13 protein-coding genes and 2 pseudogenes are annotated in these 16,859 nt (G+C 68.8%); 13 read left to right on the forward strand and 2 right to left on the reverse strand.

What is annotated here, in order from left to right; all coding sequences use genetic code 11:
• The first annotated feature begins 446 nt into the window (after positions 1-446).
• From MJQ72_RS02175 to MJQ72_RS02215, 9 genes and pseudogenes are all read left to right on the forward strand, one after another.
• Positions 447-1,759: pseudogene (locus tag MJQ72_RS02175) on the forward strand (helix-turn-helix transcriptional regulator).
• Positions 1,756-2,460, forward strand: coding sequence for a hypothetical protein (locus MJQ72_RS02180; protein ID WP_240597313.1), 705 nt, complete (start codon positions 1,756-1,758; stop codon positions 2,458-2,460). Before MJQ72_RS02175 ends, MJQ72_RS02180 begins: the two are co-directional and overlap by 4 nt.
• Positions 2,451-3,041 carry a dCTP deaminase gene (gene dcd / locus MJQ72_RS02185; protein ID WP_240597314.1) on the forward strand — a complete coding sequence of 197 codons (591 nt, stop codon included), beginning with the start codon at positions 2,451-2,453 and terminating at the stop codon, positions 3,039-3,041. The genes MJQ72_RS02180 and dcd overlap by 10 nt, the downstream gene beginning before the upstream one ends.
• Positions 3,025-4,107 carry a thiamine-monophosphate kinase gene (locus MJQ72_RS02190; protein ID WP_240597315.1) on the forward strand — a complete coding sequence of 361 codons (1,083 nt, stop codon included), beginning with the start codon at positions 3,025-3,027 and terminating at the stop codon, positions 4,105-4,107. Before dcd ends, MJQ72_RS02190 begins: the two co-directional genes overlap by 17 nt.
• 375 nt (positions 4,108-4,482) lie before the next feature.
• Complete coding sequence (locus MJQ72_RS02195) at positions 4,483-5,286, forward strand: BTAD domain-containing putative transcriptional regulator (protein WP_378372847.1); 804 nt, start codon at positions 4,483-4,485, stop codon at positions 5,284-5,286.
• Between the two features lie 101 nt (positions 5,287-5,387).
• Complete coding sequence (locus MJQ72_RS02200; RefSeq protein ID WP_240597317.1) at positions 5,388-6,284, forward strand: helix-turn-helix transcriptional regulator; 897 nt, start codon at positions 5,388-5,390, stop codon at positions 6,282-6,284.
• Positions 6,285-6,421: 137 nt separating this feature from the next.
• Positions 6,422-7,231 (forward strand): 2-amino-3,7-dideoxy-D-threo-hept-6-ulosonate synthase, encoded by an 810-nt coding sequence (locus MJQ72_RS02205; protein ID WP_240597318.1) that lies wholly within the window; start codon positions 6,422-6,424, stop codon positions 7,229-7,231.
• Between the two features lie 26 nt (positions 7,232-7,257).
• Positions 7,258-8,330: pseudogene (locus tag MJQ72_RS02210) on the forward strand (3-dehydroquinate synthase II family protein).
• 61 nt (positions 8,331-8,391) lie between these two features.
• Entirely contained in the window at positions 8,392-9,504 is a 1,113-nt protein-coding gene (locus MJQ72_RS02215; RefSeq protein ID WP_240597319.1) for an AMP-binding protein, read from the forward strand.
• Here MJQ72_RS02215 and MJQ72_RS02220 read toward each other — a convergent pair.
• Both MJQ72_RS02220 and MJQ72_RS02225 read right to left on the reverse strand, forming a co-directional pair.
• Positions 9,488-10,282 carry an AfsR/SARP family transcriptional regulator gene (locus tag MJQ72_RS02220; RefSeq protein ID WP_240597320.1) on the reverse strand — a complete coding sequence of 265 codons (795 nt, stop codon included), beginning with the start codon at positions 10,280-10,282 and terminating at the stop codon, positions 9,488-9,490. The genes MJQ72_RS02215 and MJQ72_RS02220 overlap by 17 nt on opposite strands.
• 43 nt (positions 10,283-10,325) lie before the next feature.
• Complete coding sequence (locus tag MJQ72_RS02225) at positions 10,326-11,771, reverse strand: MFS transporter (RefSeq protein ID WP_240597321.1); 1,446 nt, start codon at positions 11,769-11,771, stop codon at positions 10,326-10,328.
• A 293-nt stretch (positions 11,772-12,064) separates the two neighbouring features.
• Between MJQ72_RS02225 and MJQ72_RS02230 the strand changes: the two genes are divergently transcribed.
• Genes MJQ72_RS02230 through MJQ72_RS02245 form a run of 4 tightly spaced genes read left to right on the forward strand, consistent with a single transcriptional unit; the run spans position 12,065 to position 16,854 of the window.
• On the forward strand, positions 12,065-12,574 hold the full coding sequence (locus MJQ72_RS02230; RefSeq protein WP_240597322.1) for a flavin reductase family protein: 510 nt from the start codon (positions 12,065-12,067) through the stop codon (positions 12,572-12,574).
• Positions 12,571-14,157 carry a 4-hydroxyphenylacetate 3-hydroxylase family protein gene (locus MJQ72_RS02235; RefSeq protein WP_240597323.1) on the forward strand — a complete coding sequence of 529 codons (1,587 nt, stop codon included), beginning with the start codon at positions 12,571-12,573 and terminating at the stop codon, positions 14,155-14,157. Before MJQ72_RS02230 ends, MJQ72_RS02235 begins: the two co-directional genes overlap by 4 nt.
• A gap of 13 nt (positions 14,158-14,170) precedes the next feature.
• A complete protein-coding gene (locus MJQ72_RS02240; RefSeq protein ID WP_240597324.1) occupies positions 14,171-15,796 on the forward strand; it encodes a class I adenylate-forming enzyme family protein in 1,626 nt (541 codons plus the stop codon).
• Positions 15,793-16,854 carry an acetylserotonin O-methyltransferase gene (locus MJQ72_RS02245; protein WP_240597325.1) on the forward strand — a complete coding sequence of 354 codons (1,062 nt, stop codon included), beginning with the start codon at positions 15,793-15,795 and terminating at the stop codon, positions 16,852-16,854. The genes MJQ72_RS02240 and MJQ72_RS02245 overlap by 4 nt, the downstream gene beginning before the upstream one ends.
• Positions 16,855-16,859: the final 5 nt, after the last annotated feature.

Below are 16,859 nucleotides of genomic sequence, written 5' to 3' on the forward strand. Positions count from 1 at the left end.
GCGAAAAGCCATTCGTGGAAGCGTTCGAGAAGTCGATCGAACCAAGATCGGGGCGCTGCCGTGTGGTTCTCGTGGTGGGACATGAGGTTCACCCCCGATGCGGCGAAGCACTGACTCGGGTCGGCACACACGACGCCTACTCCGGCATTCGTGTGGCCCGCAGGCGACGCGAACCGAAACGGATGCACAGCGTCACATTCAGATGGCTGACAGCATCCGCTCTCCGGTCGTGCCCTGTTCGGACCGGCCCTCGCGGCCGGGTGGGTCACGCACCCCAGGACCAGGTAGAACAGGCCCCGATGCGGCTACCCGCCCGCCGTGACACGACATTGACCGACGCGCCAGCGCGGTCCGATCCGCTTGCTGTACTCTCCCCGTTGTGTGCACGTTCAGTCACCGCCCTACTTTGCCTACTAAAGGTAGGTAAGCCTGTGTCTAGTGCCTACATGAAGCCTACATCGGCCGGACGGCGGCCGGTAAGCCCCGATGCGGAAACCGTTACCGCGTCGGGTGTCGGACGTGAGCTGCGGCGGCTGCGCAAGGCTGCGGGGGAAACCCAGGCCGAAACGGCCCGGATCATCGGCGTGACCAGGGCGAACCTGACCCAGTGGGAGACCGGCAAATACCTGCCGTCGACGCATAACGCCCGCCAGCTCGACGACCACTTCCGCGCCGCGAACGCACTGTTCACCCTGGTGGAGACGGCCCGTTCACCCCAGGAACACCCCCCGCCCACCGTCGGCGACGCCGGCGTCGTCGACACTTCGCGGTCGCTGCTGCAGGTGTTCCACACCGTCGGCGCCAAGCTCGCCGAGCGGTTGATCCGCGACGAGCACGGGAAACCGCTGGGCTGGCGGCACAACCTGCAGAAGAGCACCGGGCCGAAGGCACTCAGCACCGCCTACGGGATCAACACCATGCTGGTGGTAGGCGATCCCTACATCGACCTACATACGCTCGCCGAGGATCTCTACCGGCTCCAGTCGGCGCACGGCTGGCGTGGCCGCGCGGGCGGCAGGCGGCCGGAGACCACCGCGTCGGTGGTGGACGCGCTTTTCCGCACCAGCACCATGTCCGCCGAAGACGGGCTGAAACAGCTCGAAGGGTCGCTCCTGACCGACAAGGGGGAGCTCGACCCGTACAGCCGGACCCGTCCGTACCTGTTGTCCGCCGTGTTGCACACGGCGGTCCGGCTGCGGCCGGACGCCCCGCTGACCGACCGGCTGATCGACGCCCTCCTGGCGGCCCGGCTCGACTTCGACGGCTCACTGCTGTGGCCGGAGAAGAACGAGGCCGGGCTCGTCGCCCCGGAGGCCTCGGTCGTGCACACCGCGCGGTCGGTCGTCGCCCTGCGGGACGTCCTGCGCAGCCGTGAAGATCGCACCGACGTCCGTGAGGCGGCCGACGAAGCCACACAATGGCTCATCGATCGGTCGCATTCGGACGATGGCGTGGCAGAGGATCTAGAAAGGCCTCGCCCCGACGGTGAAGGAACGACCCGGATCATCATCCGGCACTTCACCTCCGCCTGGGTCGTCCAAGCGCTCGCCACCGCCCCCTTCCTGCCACTCCCCCGGCTCAACCGGGCGCTCGGAACCCTTTGGGAGCGCTACGACGCCGACCAGGGCTGTGGGCCTGGGAGAGCGGAGATCTACCGATTTGGCAGACCTTGGACGCAGTCACCGCGCTCCGCGCGGCCGCCTTCGCCGCCGCGGCGCCCCCGCTCAGCCCTCCAGGAATTCCAGGTACAACTCAATGATCGACACCCCGCCATCGACCCTGGCCGCCATTCCGGCGGACGGTGACGCCGACCTTCCCTGGCTGCGCACGGTCGCGCACCGGGTCCAGGACTCCCCCGACGTTTTCCTTTCGTGGCTCGAAGAAATCCTCGGTGACGAAGAAGCCGTCCGCGCCGCGGCGAAGCGTTCCTACTGGCATCCCAACGGATTCGCCAAAATGGTGCTGCACGCCTCGCCCGATTTCCGGATCCGGCTCCACGTCTGGCCCGACTCCGCGGAACCGTCCCGCGGCGAGTCCAATCCGCACAGCCATCGGTGGGAGTTCGCCTCGGCCATCGTCGCGGGCGAAGGCCTGCACATGGTCGAATTCCACGAAACGGCCGACGGCGGCAAGCCGTACGACCGGTACCGCTACGGCGCCGATCCGGCCAACCCGGCCGCACTGCTCGCGGACGGCGGAGCCCGGCTCGCGGTGGACAAGACCCCGCACGTCCGGCTCGGCGACGTCTACTCGTGCGACACCTCCGTCGTGCACACCGTGCGGCCGATCGCCGCGGGATTGACCGCGACGGTGGTGGTCCAAGGACCGCATCGCACCAGCACCACCGTCGTCTACTGCGAGCCCGGCGAGTCCGACGACCAGCCCAACGGCGAACTGACCGAGGCCGATTTCCGCGTCCTGGTCGGCGCGGTCGCGGAAGCGGTGGCGTCATGCCGCTGAGCCGGCCGCGCCGCGGCATCCTGACCGACCGGGCCATCAAACGCGCGCACCGCACCGGGGAGCTCACGATCACCCCGTTCGAGCCCGCCCTCGTCCGCCCCGCCGCGATCAGCCTGCGGCTCGGGCACGAGGCGTTCGCGCTGGAATCGACCGGCACCGTCGACATCGCCGACCGGAGCACCTATCCGGATCTCCGGCCGAAGGAACTCGACGCCGAAGGACGGCTGAGCGTCGAGCCCGGCGAGGTCGTCCTCGCGCCGACGCTGGAGAAGATCGGGCTTTCGGAGAAGCTCGCCGGCCTCGTCGACGGCACGAGCGACTACGCGCGGCTCGGCATCAGCGTCGTCCTTTGTGGACAGGTCAGCCCCGGCTTCGGCAGTGAGAAGGGCGCCGTGCTGACCTTGGAGATCGTGAACCACCTGCGGCATCCGGTACTGCTGCATCCCGGGGCGCGGATCTGCAACCTGATGCTGTTCGCCTCCACCGGGAGCGACCAGCCCTACGGCACGCTGCCGCACAACTATTCCAGCGACCACAACGTGGCCCCGTCCCGATTGGCGGATCATGTCGGCCGTAACTGAAATCTCGCCGGTCGGCGACGACGTCCGCCTCGGCGACCTCGGCGAGCACGCGATCCTGGAGCACATCCTGCGGCCGCGCTACGGCGGCGTCCGCGGGTTCGGGGACGACTGCGCCGTCCTCGACGCCGAGGAGGGGCTTCGCGGCGAGCTGGTCGCCACCACCGACAGCTGTCCCACGCCACTGGTCACCATCCTGGGTGAAACGGATCCGTATCACGCAGGCTGGCTGCTGGCGACGATCAACCTGTCCGATCTGGCGGCGGCCGGCGCGACGCCGCTCGGCCTGGTCGTCAACTACACCCTGCCGAAGACGACCACCGCGGGCGAGTTCCGGCGGCTTCTCGACGGCGTGGACGACTGCACGAAGGTGCACGGGACCAAGGTCGTCGGCGGCGACCTCCGTGACGGCCCGGTCCGGCAGCTCACCGCCACCGCGATCGGCCGCTGCGTCCCCGGCGGCAGGCTCGGGCGTATGGGCGCCGAGGCCGGCGACCGTCTGCTGCTGGTCGGTTCGCCCGGTTACCTGTGGTCGTACGCGTTGCTCGTCGAAAAGCAGGCGCGGCTCCCCGATTCGCTCGTCGCCGAGATCCGCGAGCGCGCCTGTGAGCCGATGGCGCAGGTGGCCGCCGGGAACGCGCTCGCCACGGCGGGGCTGGCCCGCGCCGCGATGGACGTCTCGGACGGGCTTTTCCCGACCGTGCGGACCCTGTGCGGGGCCAACGGCCTCGGCGCGCGGATCACGACGGCCATCCGGCTGGACGAGCCGCTCGCCGACGTCTGCGCGCAGTCGGGGCTCGGCCGCTTCGAGCTCGCGCAGGCTTGGGGCGACTGGACGCTCGTAGTCGCCGTGCGGCCGGAGGACGTCGAGCTCGCCAAGAAGACCCTCGCCGGCGAACGGGTCGCGGCGCAGGAGATCGGCGTGCTCGTTCCCCGCGAGGAAGGCATTTCGCTGGACGACGGCGAGCCTTGGGACGGGATCGCGCAGGAGCGGTTCTCGCCCAGTTCGTGGCACGGCGGTGAGCTGCCGAGGCTGATCACCGAGGTGCTGGGCAAGCGGGCGAGCTGATCCGCGGGGCGCGGAAAGCCGCTCCGCGCCCCGCTTTCACCAAAGGACGCCTCAACGGACATTGACCGCGTCGGCAGTAATGCCGTTCGGTGAATCCATAAGATCACGTAGCGTTCTCCGATCACCTCGAAACGTCCGCACGCGGGCGGCGCCGGTTGTCACGCGTGGCCACGGGCCACCCGGGGAAGGGACGAATGGACCAGCGGCGAGGAAATCCCCTGTCACGTATGTCGCCGTGTGTCAGCGATTCGCCGCCTCGCCGCCTTTGGGAACACCCATTCGGCCCAGAAACTTCCTGCTAGGATTAAAACATAGGATGTTTGGCCGGATTTTCCGCCATATGAGAACAATGTCCATTGCGCATACGGGGGTATCATGAGGTTGCGTATACTTGGCCGTCTTTCCTTGACCGCGAATGGCGTCGACTACACGCCGACGGCACCCAAGTTACGGCACCTTCTCGCATTGTTCATGATTAATTCCAATGAAGTCGTTTCGGTCGACTGCTGCATCGACGAACTGTGGCCGACGGACCCACCCAAGAGCGCTTTGTCGACGCTGCAGACCTATACCCTGCAACTGCGCAAGATCCTGCGCTCCATCCCGCCGAGCGCCGGCGCGACGCTCGAATTGCGCACCAGGCACCAGGGTTACCAGCTGGTGGTACCGAAGGAATGTCTCGACAGGGAACTGTTCGACAGGCAGGTCGAGGCGGCAAGGGAAGAACTGGCCCGGGACAACGTGTGCCGGGCCGCCACGCTGTTCCACTCCGCCTTGCGGCTGTGCGAAGAGCCCGTCCTCGCCGATGTCCGGCTCGGCCCTTCGGTCGCCGCCTACCAGCTGGAGATCAAGGAGACCAGGTTCAGCGTGCTCGGCGAACGCATCGACGCGGACCTCAGACTGGGACGGCATCGTGCGGTCATCGCCGAACTGCGGCAACTCACGACCAGCCATCCGATGGACGAGAACATCCACGCCCAGTTGATGGTGGCGCATTACCGTTCCGGTCAGCGCGCGGAATCGGTGATGGTGTTCCACCGGCTCCGCCGCACCCTCGCCGAAGACCTGGGACTGGAACCCAGCCCGCAGACGAAACGGCTGTTCGAGGCCATTCTCCAGACCGACACACTCCGCACCATGGAAGCGCCCGACACTTTGTCCGGCCTCCGGCTCGCCTGAGCGCCCGGTATCGAAACCCAGTAGTGGTAACCGCCAGCCTAGTACTGGCATTACCAGCTTTCCGAGGTTGTTCACCGCATCCGTTCCGCCATAATGGGTAGGTGCAGGCAAGGAAGGAACTCAGCGATTTCCTGCGGTCCCGGCGTGATCGGCTGCGGCCGGAGGACGTGGGACTGACCTCGGTCGGCCGCAGGCGCACGCCGGGCCTGCGGCGCACGGAGATCGCCCATCTGGCCGGGATCAGCGTCGATTACTACGTCCGGATGGAGCAGGGCCGGGACGGGCGGCCTTCGCCCACCGTGCTGGAGGCGCTGTCGCGGGTGCTGGGCCTCGACGAGGACGAACGCAGCCACCTGTACACGCTCGCCCGCTCCGAACCGGCGCCGCGCCGGGAGAATTCCGACGAAGAGGTCCGGCCGAGCGTGCGCAGGCTGCTCGAACTGCTCAACCCGAGCACGCCCGCGTTCGTCGTCGGGCGGCGGATGGAAGTGCTCGCCTGGAACGATCTCGCGGTCGCGCTGCTCACCGATTTCGAAGCCTGCCGCCCGCCCCTACGCAACATGGTGTGGCACGGTTTCTGCGACCCCGCCGCGCGACAGCTGTACGTGGACTGGGAACAGATGGCGCGGCAGGAACTGGCGCATCTGCGGGTGGCGGTCGGCCGCTATCCGGACGATCCCGGCATCGTCGCGCTGGTCGGGGAACTGTTCCTCAAGAGCGAGGATTTCCGCCAGTGGTGGGAGAACCACGACGTCCAGGACCGGAGTCACGGCCTGCGGGAGTTCGACCACCCGTTGGTGGGCAGGCTCGAATTGCACTATGAATCCCTTTCCGTTCCGGGTGTGCTCGACCAGAAACTGGTCACCTACACCGCGGACAAGGGCAGTCCGTCCCAAACCGCCCTCGAAGCGCTCGCCGCGGCGGCGGCCGAGACGAAGCGCGCCCACGCGGAGCGCGAAGCCGGACCGGAGAACAGGGTCACGGCGCCGGGCGCCTGACCTCTGCCGATTTTCGCCCGGTTCTTCAGCGTGCGCTGCCAGCCTGGCTCAAGGGAGAACCCGCACCGCTCGAATACCGGACGCGGAGCCCAGCAGCCCAAGGCAGGTACTTCGGATACGACACGCTAGGCGGGCAGATGTCAGTCAATCTTCTCACCGGGAAATCACTACGCATGGCGCGCCTGTCCCGGCGCGGCGACAACAGATACCTCTTCGTGCCGCTGGACCATTCGATATCCGATGGTCCCATCGGCACCGCGGCGGCTTTCACTCGCTTGATCGAAGACATCTCGGACGGCGGCGGCGACGCGATCGTCGTGCACAAGGGACGCGCGCGGATGGTCGATCCGGCGGCGCTGGGCGATTGTTCCCTGGTGGTGCACCTTTCCGCCAGCACCACGCACGCCAGCGATCGTGACGCCAAGGTGCTCGTCGGCGGTGTCGACGAAGCGGTCCGGCTGGGCGCGGACGCGGTCAGCGTGCACGTCAACATCGGGTCGGAGACCGAGGCGGTGCAACTGGCCGACCTGGGCGCCGTCGCGTCGGCCTGCGCGGACTGGGGAATGCCGTTGCTGGCCATGATCTATCCACGCGGCCCGCGGATCAGCGATCCCGGTGATCCGGCGCTGCTCGCGCATGTGGTCGGCATCGCGGCCGACCTCGGCGCCGACATCGTCAAGACGGTGCTGGCCACGCCCGCCGAGCGGATGGCCCAGGTGGTGCTGAGCTCGCCGATCCCGGTCGTGGTCGCGGGCGGCGCCGCCGTCGAAGGCGGCCTCACCGAGTTCGCCACCTCGGCCCTGTCGGCGGGCTGCCGAGGCGTGGCCGTGGGCAGGCGGGTCTTCGACAGCCCCGACCCTCGCCGCGCGGTCCGTGAACTGGCCGCGGCGATCCACGGCCCCCGGATGACCGACTCCCTGCGCAAGGAACTGGTGGGTGCCCCGTGAAGTTCGCCTGGATCGACCTCCGCACCGTGCCCGACGCCCAGCGGGAGGCGGTCGTCGACGCGGCCGTGCACGCCAGGGTGGACGCCATCGTGCACGACGACGTAAGCCTCCTCGACACCCTTCCCGCCACCGTCAAACGCGTCCTGGTCCAGAAGGACGGCGGCGGCTCGGGTGAGGGCTTGGTCCACCTCCGCGCCGTCGGCGGGGAAACCGAACTGAACGCCCTCAAGAGCGCGTGGTACGACGACAAGACCGACATCGCCGGGCTGGTGCACGTGCGCGACGACGCCACGCTGACGCTCGCCTGCGAATCCGCGCGTGCGCTGCCTTACACGGTGGTGGAATTCCGCGATCCGACGAAGATCCCGCTGGAAATCGTGATCGCGGCCGCGGACGGCTCGCCGGGACAGCTGATCTGCCAGGCCGCCGATCTCGAAGAGGCGCAGATCATCGTGGACGTCCTCGAAAAAGGCTCCGAAGGCGTGTTGCTGGCGCCTCGCGACGCCAACGACGTCTTCGGGCTGATGGAGCTCCTGCGCGACAAGACCCGCAGCTGAGCCTGGCCAAACTCACCGTCGAGTCGATCGAGCACTGTGGACTCGGCGACCGGGTCTGCATCGACACCTGCACCCATTTCGGCGAGGACGAGGGCATGCTGGTCGGCTCGTACTCGCAAGGTTTCATCCTGTGCTGCAGCGAAACCCATCCGCTGCCCTACATGCCGACGAGGCCGTTCCGGATCAACGCCGGGGCACTGCATTCCTACGTCTTCGGGCAGGACAACCGGACGAACTACCTGAGCGAACTCAAAGCGGGCAGCACCGTGCTCGGCGTCGGAGCCGACGGGCGCACCCGCCGGATCGTGGTCGGGCGGATCAAACTGGAATCCCGGCCGTTGCTGAGCATCAAGGCCGTCTCGGAAGACGGCGTCGGCGTCAACCTGATCGTGCAGGACGACTGGCACGTGCGGGTGCTCGGCCCCGGCGGCGCGGTGCTCAACGTCACCGAGCTCACGCCGGGCACGCAGGTGCTGGGCTACCTGGCCACCGACCAGCGGCACGTCGGCTGGCCCGTCGGCGAATTCTGCCTGGAAAAGTGACCTCCGCCGGTCCGCCCGTGTCACCGGGCCCGGGCGGACCGGCCTTCGGACGGTGGTGGGCATGCGAACGCGATCCTGGTGGGGAGAGGATCTTCTCGGCCGCGGCGCCGACGACGAACCGTGGGCGTGCGGGGAGCGCGCCGTCACCCGGGGCAAGCTCCGGGCGGAGGTGGCCTGGCTCGCCAAGGCCTACCGCCATCACGGCATCGGCGCCGGCACCACGGTCGCCCTGCACGGAACCCCCAGCTTCACCCAGTTGTGGTCGGTGTTCGCCCTGTGGGAGCTGGGCGCGCAGATCGCCTTGATCGAACAGAAGACCTGCCTCGCCGAGATGACCTGTCTGCTCGGCCGGTGGCGGCCGCAGTACTTCGTCACCTTCGGCGGCAGCGGGCGCAGGCACCGGCCGTTCACCGACGAATGCGAAGTGCTGGTGAGGCGGCTGCCGGACGGCGAGCCCGCCTCGACCGGCCACTGTCTGCTCCAGCTCTCCTCGGGCACCACCGGCGCGGGAAAGCTCATCGGCCGGACGCCGGAGTCGATCCTCGCCGAACTCGGGCGGATCGCCGCCGTGGAAGGCGTTCCGGGTCCCGGTGAGCGGGTGCTGCTGCTGAACTCCCCCGCGCGTTCCTTCGGGCTCGTCGGCGGCGTGCTGCACGGCCTCGACACCGCCGCGGTGCTGCTGTTCCCCGCCCCGGCCGCGGCCACCCGGACGGCCGACGTCGTCATCGGGGAACCCCGGCATTTCGCGCGGCTCGGCGAAGACTCCGTCGAGCCCTTCACGTCCCTGCGTGCCGCGATCTCCGGCGGCGACGTCCTGCGCCACGACGTCTTCGACCGGTTCCGGGACCGGCACGGCGTGCGCATCGGCCAGGCCTACGGCACCACCGAAACCGGCGTGATCTCGATGGACGTCACGGGCCGGTTCGCGGTGTGCGGGGTCGGGAAACCGGTGCCGGGGATCAGGATCCGCGTCGCGGACGGCGTGCTGGACGTGCATCTGGCGCGTTCGCCGTACGTCATCGAGACCGATCCCTGGAACGGCGGCTGGCTGTCCACCGGTGACCGGGTCCGGCGGGACCCGGTCACCGGCTCGTTGCAGCTACTGGGCCGCGCGGGCGACGACCGGCGGGATCCGGACCGCCCGCCGGCCGTCGCGGCTAGCGCGCGGAGATGAGGTCCGCGCCGAGACCGGAAGGGGTCAGCGCGGGCCCTTCCAGTACCGGGTCGGCCAGCAGGATGGCGGTCTGAAGCTCGCTCAGCGCACGGGAACCCGTCTCGGCGGCGGTCAGGAACCGTTGGTACACCGCCAGCGCGTCGGCCTGTCTGCCGCTGCGGTAGAGCGCCGTCATCAGCTGCGCGGTCAGCTGTTCGTCCGCGGGGTGCCGGTGCACCAGCGCGGTGAGCTTGCCCAGCACCTGGCGGTGCTGACCGAGCCGGAGGGCGAGGTCGGCGCAGAGGACGACGGCCTCCATCCGCTTGGCCCGAAGCCCGACGAGCGTCCGCTGGGCCCCCGGCCCGATCTTGACGTCGACGAGTGCCTCGGTGCGCCACAGGTTCAGGGCTTCGGTGATCAGCCTGGCCGCGTCACCGAGATTCCCGTCGGCACGCCGGATCCGCGCGGTGCCGACGAGCCGGTCGAACCGGTCGAGGTCGAGTTCCCCCGGTTCGGTGGTGAACAGATAGCCCGCGTCGGGCCCGGCCCCGGTGGTGCGCAGACGTTTCGCCGCGGGACCGAGCGCCTTGCGCAGCTGCAGGATATGCGTGTGCACGGTCGACACCGAACAGTTCTTCGACGCGCCGTCCCCGAGCTCCTTGGCGCACTGGACGACGCTCACCTCGTGGTTGGCGTTGAGCAGCAGGAGCGCCAGCAGCGTTCGCTGCTTCGGCGCCGAGGGCGCGAGCGGCCTCCCGTCGTACAGCACCTCGAGCGGGCCCAGCAAAGCGATCCTCACGGTGACTCGACTCCCTTCGATCCACTGCGCTGACAAGTGATCCTCATCCGGTGACCGGGGTGCCCACTTCCGTCACCCGATCGTCGGCACGACGGCCGAACAAGGCGGCGGTGACCAGTGCGCCCACGACGACGACACAGCCGATCACCAGGTAGACCGCGTGATAGGTGGACAGGCGATCGGCCTGCTCCTCCGATCCGGAAAGCGCCGAAGCGAACGCCACGAGCGCGGCGATGCCGACGCTCGAACCGACCTGCTGGGCGGTGATGTTGAACGCGCCGGCGACACCGTGCCGCTCACCGGGCACGCCGGTGAGCGAGGCGGCGGTGAGCGCGGTGTAGGCCAGGCCCTGTCCGATGGCCATCACCGCGACCCCCGGCAGGATGTCGGTCAGGTAGTCGCCGTCCAGCGGTGTGCGGACCCAGAGCGCGACACCCACCGCGAGCAGGAGGAGGCCGGCGACGAGGATCCGTCGCTGGCCGAATCGCGTCAGCAGACGGCCGGCGACGTTCGAGAACACGGCGACGAGCAGGCTCATCGGGAGCACCGCCAGCCCCGACTGCAGGGGCGTGTAGCCGAGCATGCCCTGCATGTAGAGCGGCGCGAAGAACAAGACCCCGTTGAGCGCGAAGAAGAACAGGCCACCGGCGAGGGTCGCCGCCCGGACCGGCCGCGACCGCAGGATGCCGACCGAGAACAGCGGCTCGGATGCCCGGCGTTCCCAGGCCACGAACCCGGCGAGCAGCAGGAGCGCGAGCAGCGCCGACACGATCGTGCCGGTGTCCGACAGGCCCACTTCGCCCGCCCTGGTCACCGCGAAGATGCCGGCCAGCAGGCCGGCGGTGACCATCGCCGCGCCGGGCAGGTCGATCGGCCGTCGCTCGCCGACGGAACTCGGCAGGAGCGGCCGGATGCCGAGCAGCACCAGCACGCTCGTCACGGCGCTGAAGGCGAACACCGCGTGCCAGCCGAACGCGCTGGTGAGCACACCGCCGAGGACCAGGCCGACGCCGAAGCTCGCCGCGCCCACCGCGGTGTAGATCCCCAGCGCGCGGTTGCGCAGCCGTCCCGGCGGGAAGACCTGGAACAGCAACGCCATCGCCGCCGGAACGGACAGGGCCGCGCCGATCCCCTGCGCCGCCCTGGCGGCGATCAGCACCTCGGCGGTGGGCACGACGACCGGGGCGAGCGCGCCCGCGGCGAAGACGGCGATCCCCACCGCCAGCACCAGCCGCCTGCTGAACACGTCGGCCAGCCTGCCGCCGAACAGCAGGCAGCCCGCGAACGTGATCCCGTAGCCGGTCATCGTCCACTGGAGCAGCGCGTCGTCCATCTCCAGATCCCGCCCGATGTCGGGCAGCGCCGGATTGACCACGGCCACGCTGCCGACATCGAGCGCCACCGCCGCCGCCAGCAGGATCAGGGTCCACCACAGTCGTGGGGTGAAACCGGCAGCCGGTTCCTCGACGCGCGGCACTTGGTTGGCCACCAGAACGCTCCTTGGGTCGTGACTGGGCGACAAACCGGATCGGCGCTTTCCGATCCGGGGATTCCGCCAGCCTCGCAGGACCAGCGTCCGGCAGGTAGTGCTCTGTCATTCCTAGTAATCCGCGGGCTAGCCAACCGGATACCAGGAATCACGGGCATGGCTATAGCGGACCTTGCTCGATTTTTCATCGGACCTCGTGAGCATGGGACGAGTACGAGTTCGGTCACGGAGGGAGATACGGTGTCCGGCCAAGAACCCCACCCGCCCTTTCCCCGGCGAATCGGAAGTGGGCGGTGAACCAGGCGCTCCGGAACTGTCTCGCCCAGTTCGCCACCGGCGTCACCGTGGTCACCGTTCGCCATGAAGGCGCCGTCCACGGCGCGACGGTGAACGCTTTCGCGTCGATTTCGCTCGATCCGCCGCTCGTGATGGTCTCACTGGACCGGCGCAGCAGATTGTGTGCGCGACTCGACGGCGCCGCTTTCGAAATCAACATCCTTTCGACGTGGCAGCAAGGAATAGCCCGGCATTTCGCGGGCCGCGGCACGGATCCGGCACCGGAAATCCGCTGGGACGTGTTCCCGCATTCCGTCCGGCTCGCCGGCTGCGCCGCGTATCTGAGCTGCGTGCCGTGGGCCTCCTACGACGGCGGCGACCACGTGATCTACCTCGGCGAAGTGCGGAACTTCGAGATCCGGGGCGGTCCCCCGCTCGTCTTCCACCGCGGCGCCTTCCACGAACTGGGCCGAACCGCCACCGAAGCGCTCGCCCCCACCACCGACGGGACAGGAATCCTTCGATGACACTCCAGCAGGAAACCACCGCTTCGGCGAACGGCCGGACCCCGGTTCCCCGGCCGATGAACGGGAAGGAATACCTGGAAAGCCTGCGCGACGACCGGGAGATCTACCTCTACGGCGACCGTGTCGCCGACGTCACGAAGCATCCGGCGTTCCGCAACTCCGCCCTGATGACCGCGCGGCTCTACGACGCGCTGCACGATCCGGCCAAACACGACGTGCTCACGACCGCCACCGACACCGGGAGCGGCGGTTACACGCACAGCTTCTTCCGCACCCCGCGCAGCCCGCAGGACCTCCTCGACGATCGCGAGGCCATCGCCGAATGGGCGCGGCTCACCTACGGCTGGATGGGCCGGAGCCCCGACTACAAGGCCAGCTTCCTCGGAACGCTCGGCGCCAACGCGGACTTCTACTCGCCGTTCCAGGACAACGCGCGCCGTTGGTACCGCGAGTCACAGGAGAAGGTGCTCTTCTGGGACCACGCGATCGTGCACCCGCCGGTCGACCGGCACCTGCCGTCCGAAGCGGTGAAGGACGTCTTCGTCCACGTGGAGAAGGAAACCGACAGCGGCCTGATCGTCAGCGGGGCGAAGGTCGTCGCCACCGGCTCCGCGATCACCAACCTGAACTTCATCTCGCATTACGGCATGCCCATCAAGGAACGCGAGTTCGCGCTGATCGCGACGCTGCCGATGACCGCACCAGGGCTCAAGCTCATCTGCCGCCCGTCCTACGCGGCCACCGCCGCGGTGATGGGCAGCCCCTACGACCATCCCCTGTCCAGCCGGTTCGACGAGAACGACACGATCTTCGTGATGGACAAGGTGCTCATCCCATGGGAGAACGTCTTCATCTATGGCGATTCCGCCAAGGTGAACGAATTCGTCGCCGAGTCCGGTTCCCTGGAACGGCTGACCTTCCAGAGCTGCATCCGGCTGGCGGTGAAGATCGACTTCATCGCGGGTCTCCTGCTCAAGGCGATCGAGATGACCGGGACGAAGGACTTCCGCGGCGTGCAGGCACGGGCCGGTGAGGTACTGGCCTGGCGAAACCTGTTCTGGGCGCTCAGCGAGGCGATGGCAAGGAATCCCCGGGAATGGCGGGACGGCTCGCTGCTGCCGCGCAAGGACTACGGCCTCGCGTACCGCTGGTTCATGACGCTCGGCTACCCGCGGATCAAGGAGATCATCGAGCAGGACGTCGCCAGCGGCCTCATCTACGTGAACTCGAGCGCGGACGACTTCAAGAACCCCGCGATCCGGCCTTACCTCGACAAGTACGTCCGCGGTTCCAACGGGCACGACGCGGTGAGCCGGGTGAAGCTGATGAAGCTGTTGTGGGACGCCATCGGCACCGAGTTCGGCAGCAGGCACGAACTGTACGAACGCAACTCCTCCGGGAACCACGAGTCGATCCGCACCGAGATCCTCGCGGCGCAGACCGAAAGCGGTCAGGTCGACGGGTACAAGGGCTTCGCCGAACAGTGCCTGCGCGAGTACGACCTCGACGGCTGGACGGTGCCGGACCTCGATTCCTTCGACGAGCTGAAACACGTCATGCGCGGCCTCGGCCGCACGTCTTGAGCCGGAGGGCATCGTGTATCTGCTTGGCACGCACCGGTCCGTCGCCGACCGGCTGAAACTGTCGACCCGGCGCGAGCTCGGCGCGGGGAATTTCTTCTGGCACGTCTGCGAAATCGCCCGTGACCCCGACCGGCCGCTGTTGTTCCGGATCGAGGACGGCGCGGTGACCGGACGCTCCCTCGCCGAGCTGCGCGACGACGTACTGCGCCGCGCGCACTGGTACGCGCAGGAGGGCGTGAAGCCAGGGACACGGGTCGGTGTCCACCTGCGTGACGGGCTCGCCGGATTCCTGCACCACATCGCGATCACCACGCTCGGCGGGGTCACCACGCTGACCAATCCGCGGCTGCCCCCGGACGTGGCCGCGCACTACTTCGACCGCACGGAAACCGCTTTGGTGATCACCGACATCGAGGTGCCCGCCGGATCCGGAAGGAGGTACGTCGACGAGAAGACGGTCGACGTGCCCTGGGACGGCCCGTCTCCCCCGTTGCCGGATACCCACCGGCACACCGACGACGACCTGGTGCTGATCTCCCATTCCTCCGGCACCACCGGGGTGCCGAAGCCGACGGCCTTCGCGCACCGCACGTTCTCCGTCGGCAAACGGGAACGGCTCTGGAAGTTCCCGTCCCTGCGGACGGACCGGATGCTCACCGCGCTGCCGCACAGCCATTCCTCCGGGATCAGCTACCTCAGCCTCGCCCTGATGCTCGGGATGCCGACCATGCTGGCCGACGGGACATCGGGCGCAGCGGTCGCCGAGGCGATGAACGCCTTCCGGCCCACGCTCGTGCTCGGCTTCCCCGGCACGCTCGCGGAACTGCCGATCTCTTCACTGACAACGGAAGCGGCGGACGCCGTGCACACCTGGATGGGCATGGGCGACGCGTCCCACGAACGGCACATCCGTCCGCTGGTGACGCTCGGGCGCGGCGGATCGACCTATGTGGACGGTCTCGGTTCGTCCGAAATGGGCATGGTGCTGTTCAAACACGCCTACACCGCAGGCTCCACCACTTACGCGCGGGCGATCGGCAAGCCGGTGCGCGTGGTCCGCGAGGCCGCCGCACTCGACGACGAGGGCCGGGTCCTGCCGCCGGGCGAGGCCGGGCTGCTGGGAGTGCGCACGCCGAGCGTCACCCCGGGCTACGTCAACGACGAGACGCTGAACCACCTGGCCCGCAGCGGCGGTTTCTTCCTCACCGGCGACGTCGTGCGCCAGGACGAGAGCGGGATCTGGTACCACCTCGACCGGACGCCGGACGTCATCGAGACCGCCGGCGGCCCGGTGTACAGCCTGCCGCTGGAAGAGGTCGTGCTCAACGAGACGAAGGCCCTCGACGCCGCCGTGATCGCGGTGGCCGACCCCGCCGCACCGGGCCGGTCCGTGCCCGCCGCCGTGGTGCTGTTCGGGCACGGCGAAGTGCCGGACGCCGAAGAGATCCGCGCGTCGTGCAACCTCGCGCTCGCGCGGGCGGGGCTCACGACGCTGGCCGCCGTGGTCGTGGCCTGCTCACGGAGCGAACTGCCGGTGGGCGTCACCGGGAAGGTCCTCAAACGTGAGCTCCGGGAAAGACATCGGGAGCTGCTCACCGGCGCGGCGAACGGCGCCGAACCGAAGGGATGGCACGGATGACCGCGATCGACCCGGAAGTGCGCACCGGGAACGGGACGGACGAGACGGCCGCGCGGGCCGTGGTCGACATCGTCACCGGGACCTGGCGTGCCCAGGCGCTCCACGCGGCGGTCGCGCTCGGCCTGCCCGATCACCTCGCCGAAGGACACGTCACCAGTGCTTCCCTCGCTGCCCGCGCGCAGGCCGATCCCGACGGCGTGCTCAGGCTGATGCGGCTGCTCGTCGCGATCGGCGTGTTCGGCGGCGACGACCGGACCGGCTACCGCCTGACGCCGATCTCGCAGCTGCTGCGCACGGGCACCGCGACCTCGATGCGCGAGATGTGCCGTCTCTACGGCGAGGAGTTCCACCAGGCCTGGGGTTCGGTCGTCACCGCAGTGCGGACCGGGCGTTCCGGCTTCGAGCACGCTTTCGACCGCACCCTCCACGAGTACCTCGCGGAGGTGCCAGGGGCAGGGCAGCGGTTCCTCGACGCCATGAACGCCGGGAGCACCTTCTTCGCCGACGTCCCCGCCGCGTTCGACTTCACGCGGGGGAAGACGATCGCGGATCTCGGCGGCGGCAGCGGGAACCTGATGTCCACCGTGCTCCAGGCCCATCCGCATCTGCGCGGCGTGCTCGTGGACAAGGAGCACATGCTCCCGGTGGCCAGGAACCAGCTCGTCGCGCGCGGCTGCGCCGATCGCTGCGAAGTGGTGGCCGGCGACATCTTCGAAGGCGTGCCGAAGGACGTCGATTTCTACCTGCTGTCCCGGATCCTGCAGGACTGGGACGACAGCGAGTGCATCACGCTGCTGACGCACTGCCGCCGTGCCATGGCGGACGATTCCGCGCGCGTGCTGATCCTGGAGCGGGTCATTCCCGATTCCGGGACCGAGGTGCTGCCGCTGTTGTGGGATCTGCACCTGCTGATGATGGCGGGCGGCCGCGAGCGGACCCTGGCGAGCTACGAGTCCATTCTGGACGGTGCGGGGCTGCGCCTGGAGTCCGCGCATCCGCTGGCACTGGAGACCACCCTGCTGGTCGCGGCGCCGACCCGGCCCGACCGGTCGCGGTGACGTCG

Source organism: Amycolatopsis sp. EV170708-02-1, from assembly GCF_022479115.1.
In the GTDB taxonomy this organism is placed as follows: Bacteria; Actinomycetota; Actinomycetes; order Mycobacteriales; family Pseudonocardiaceae; genus Amycolatopsis.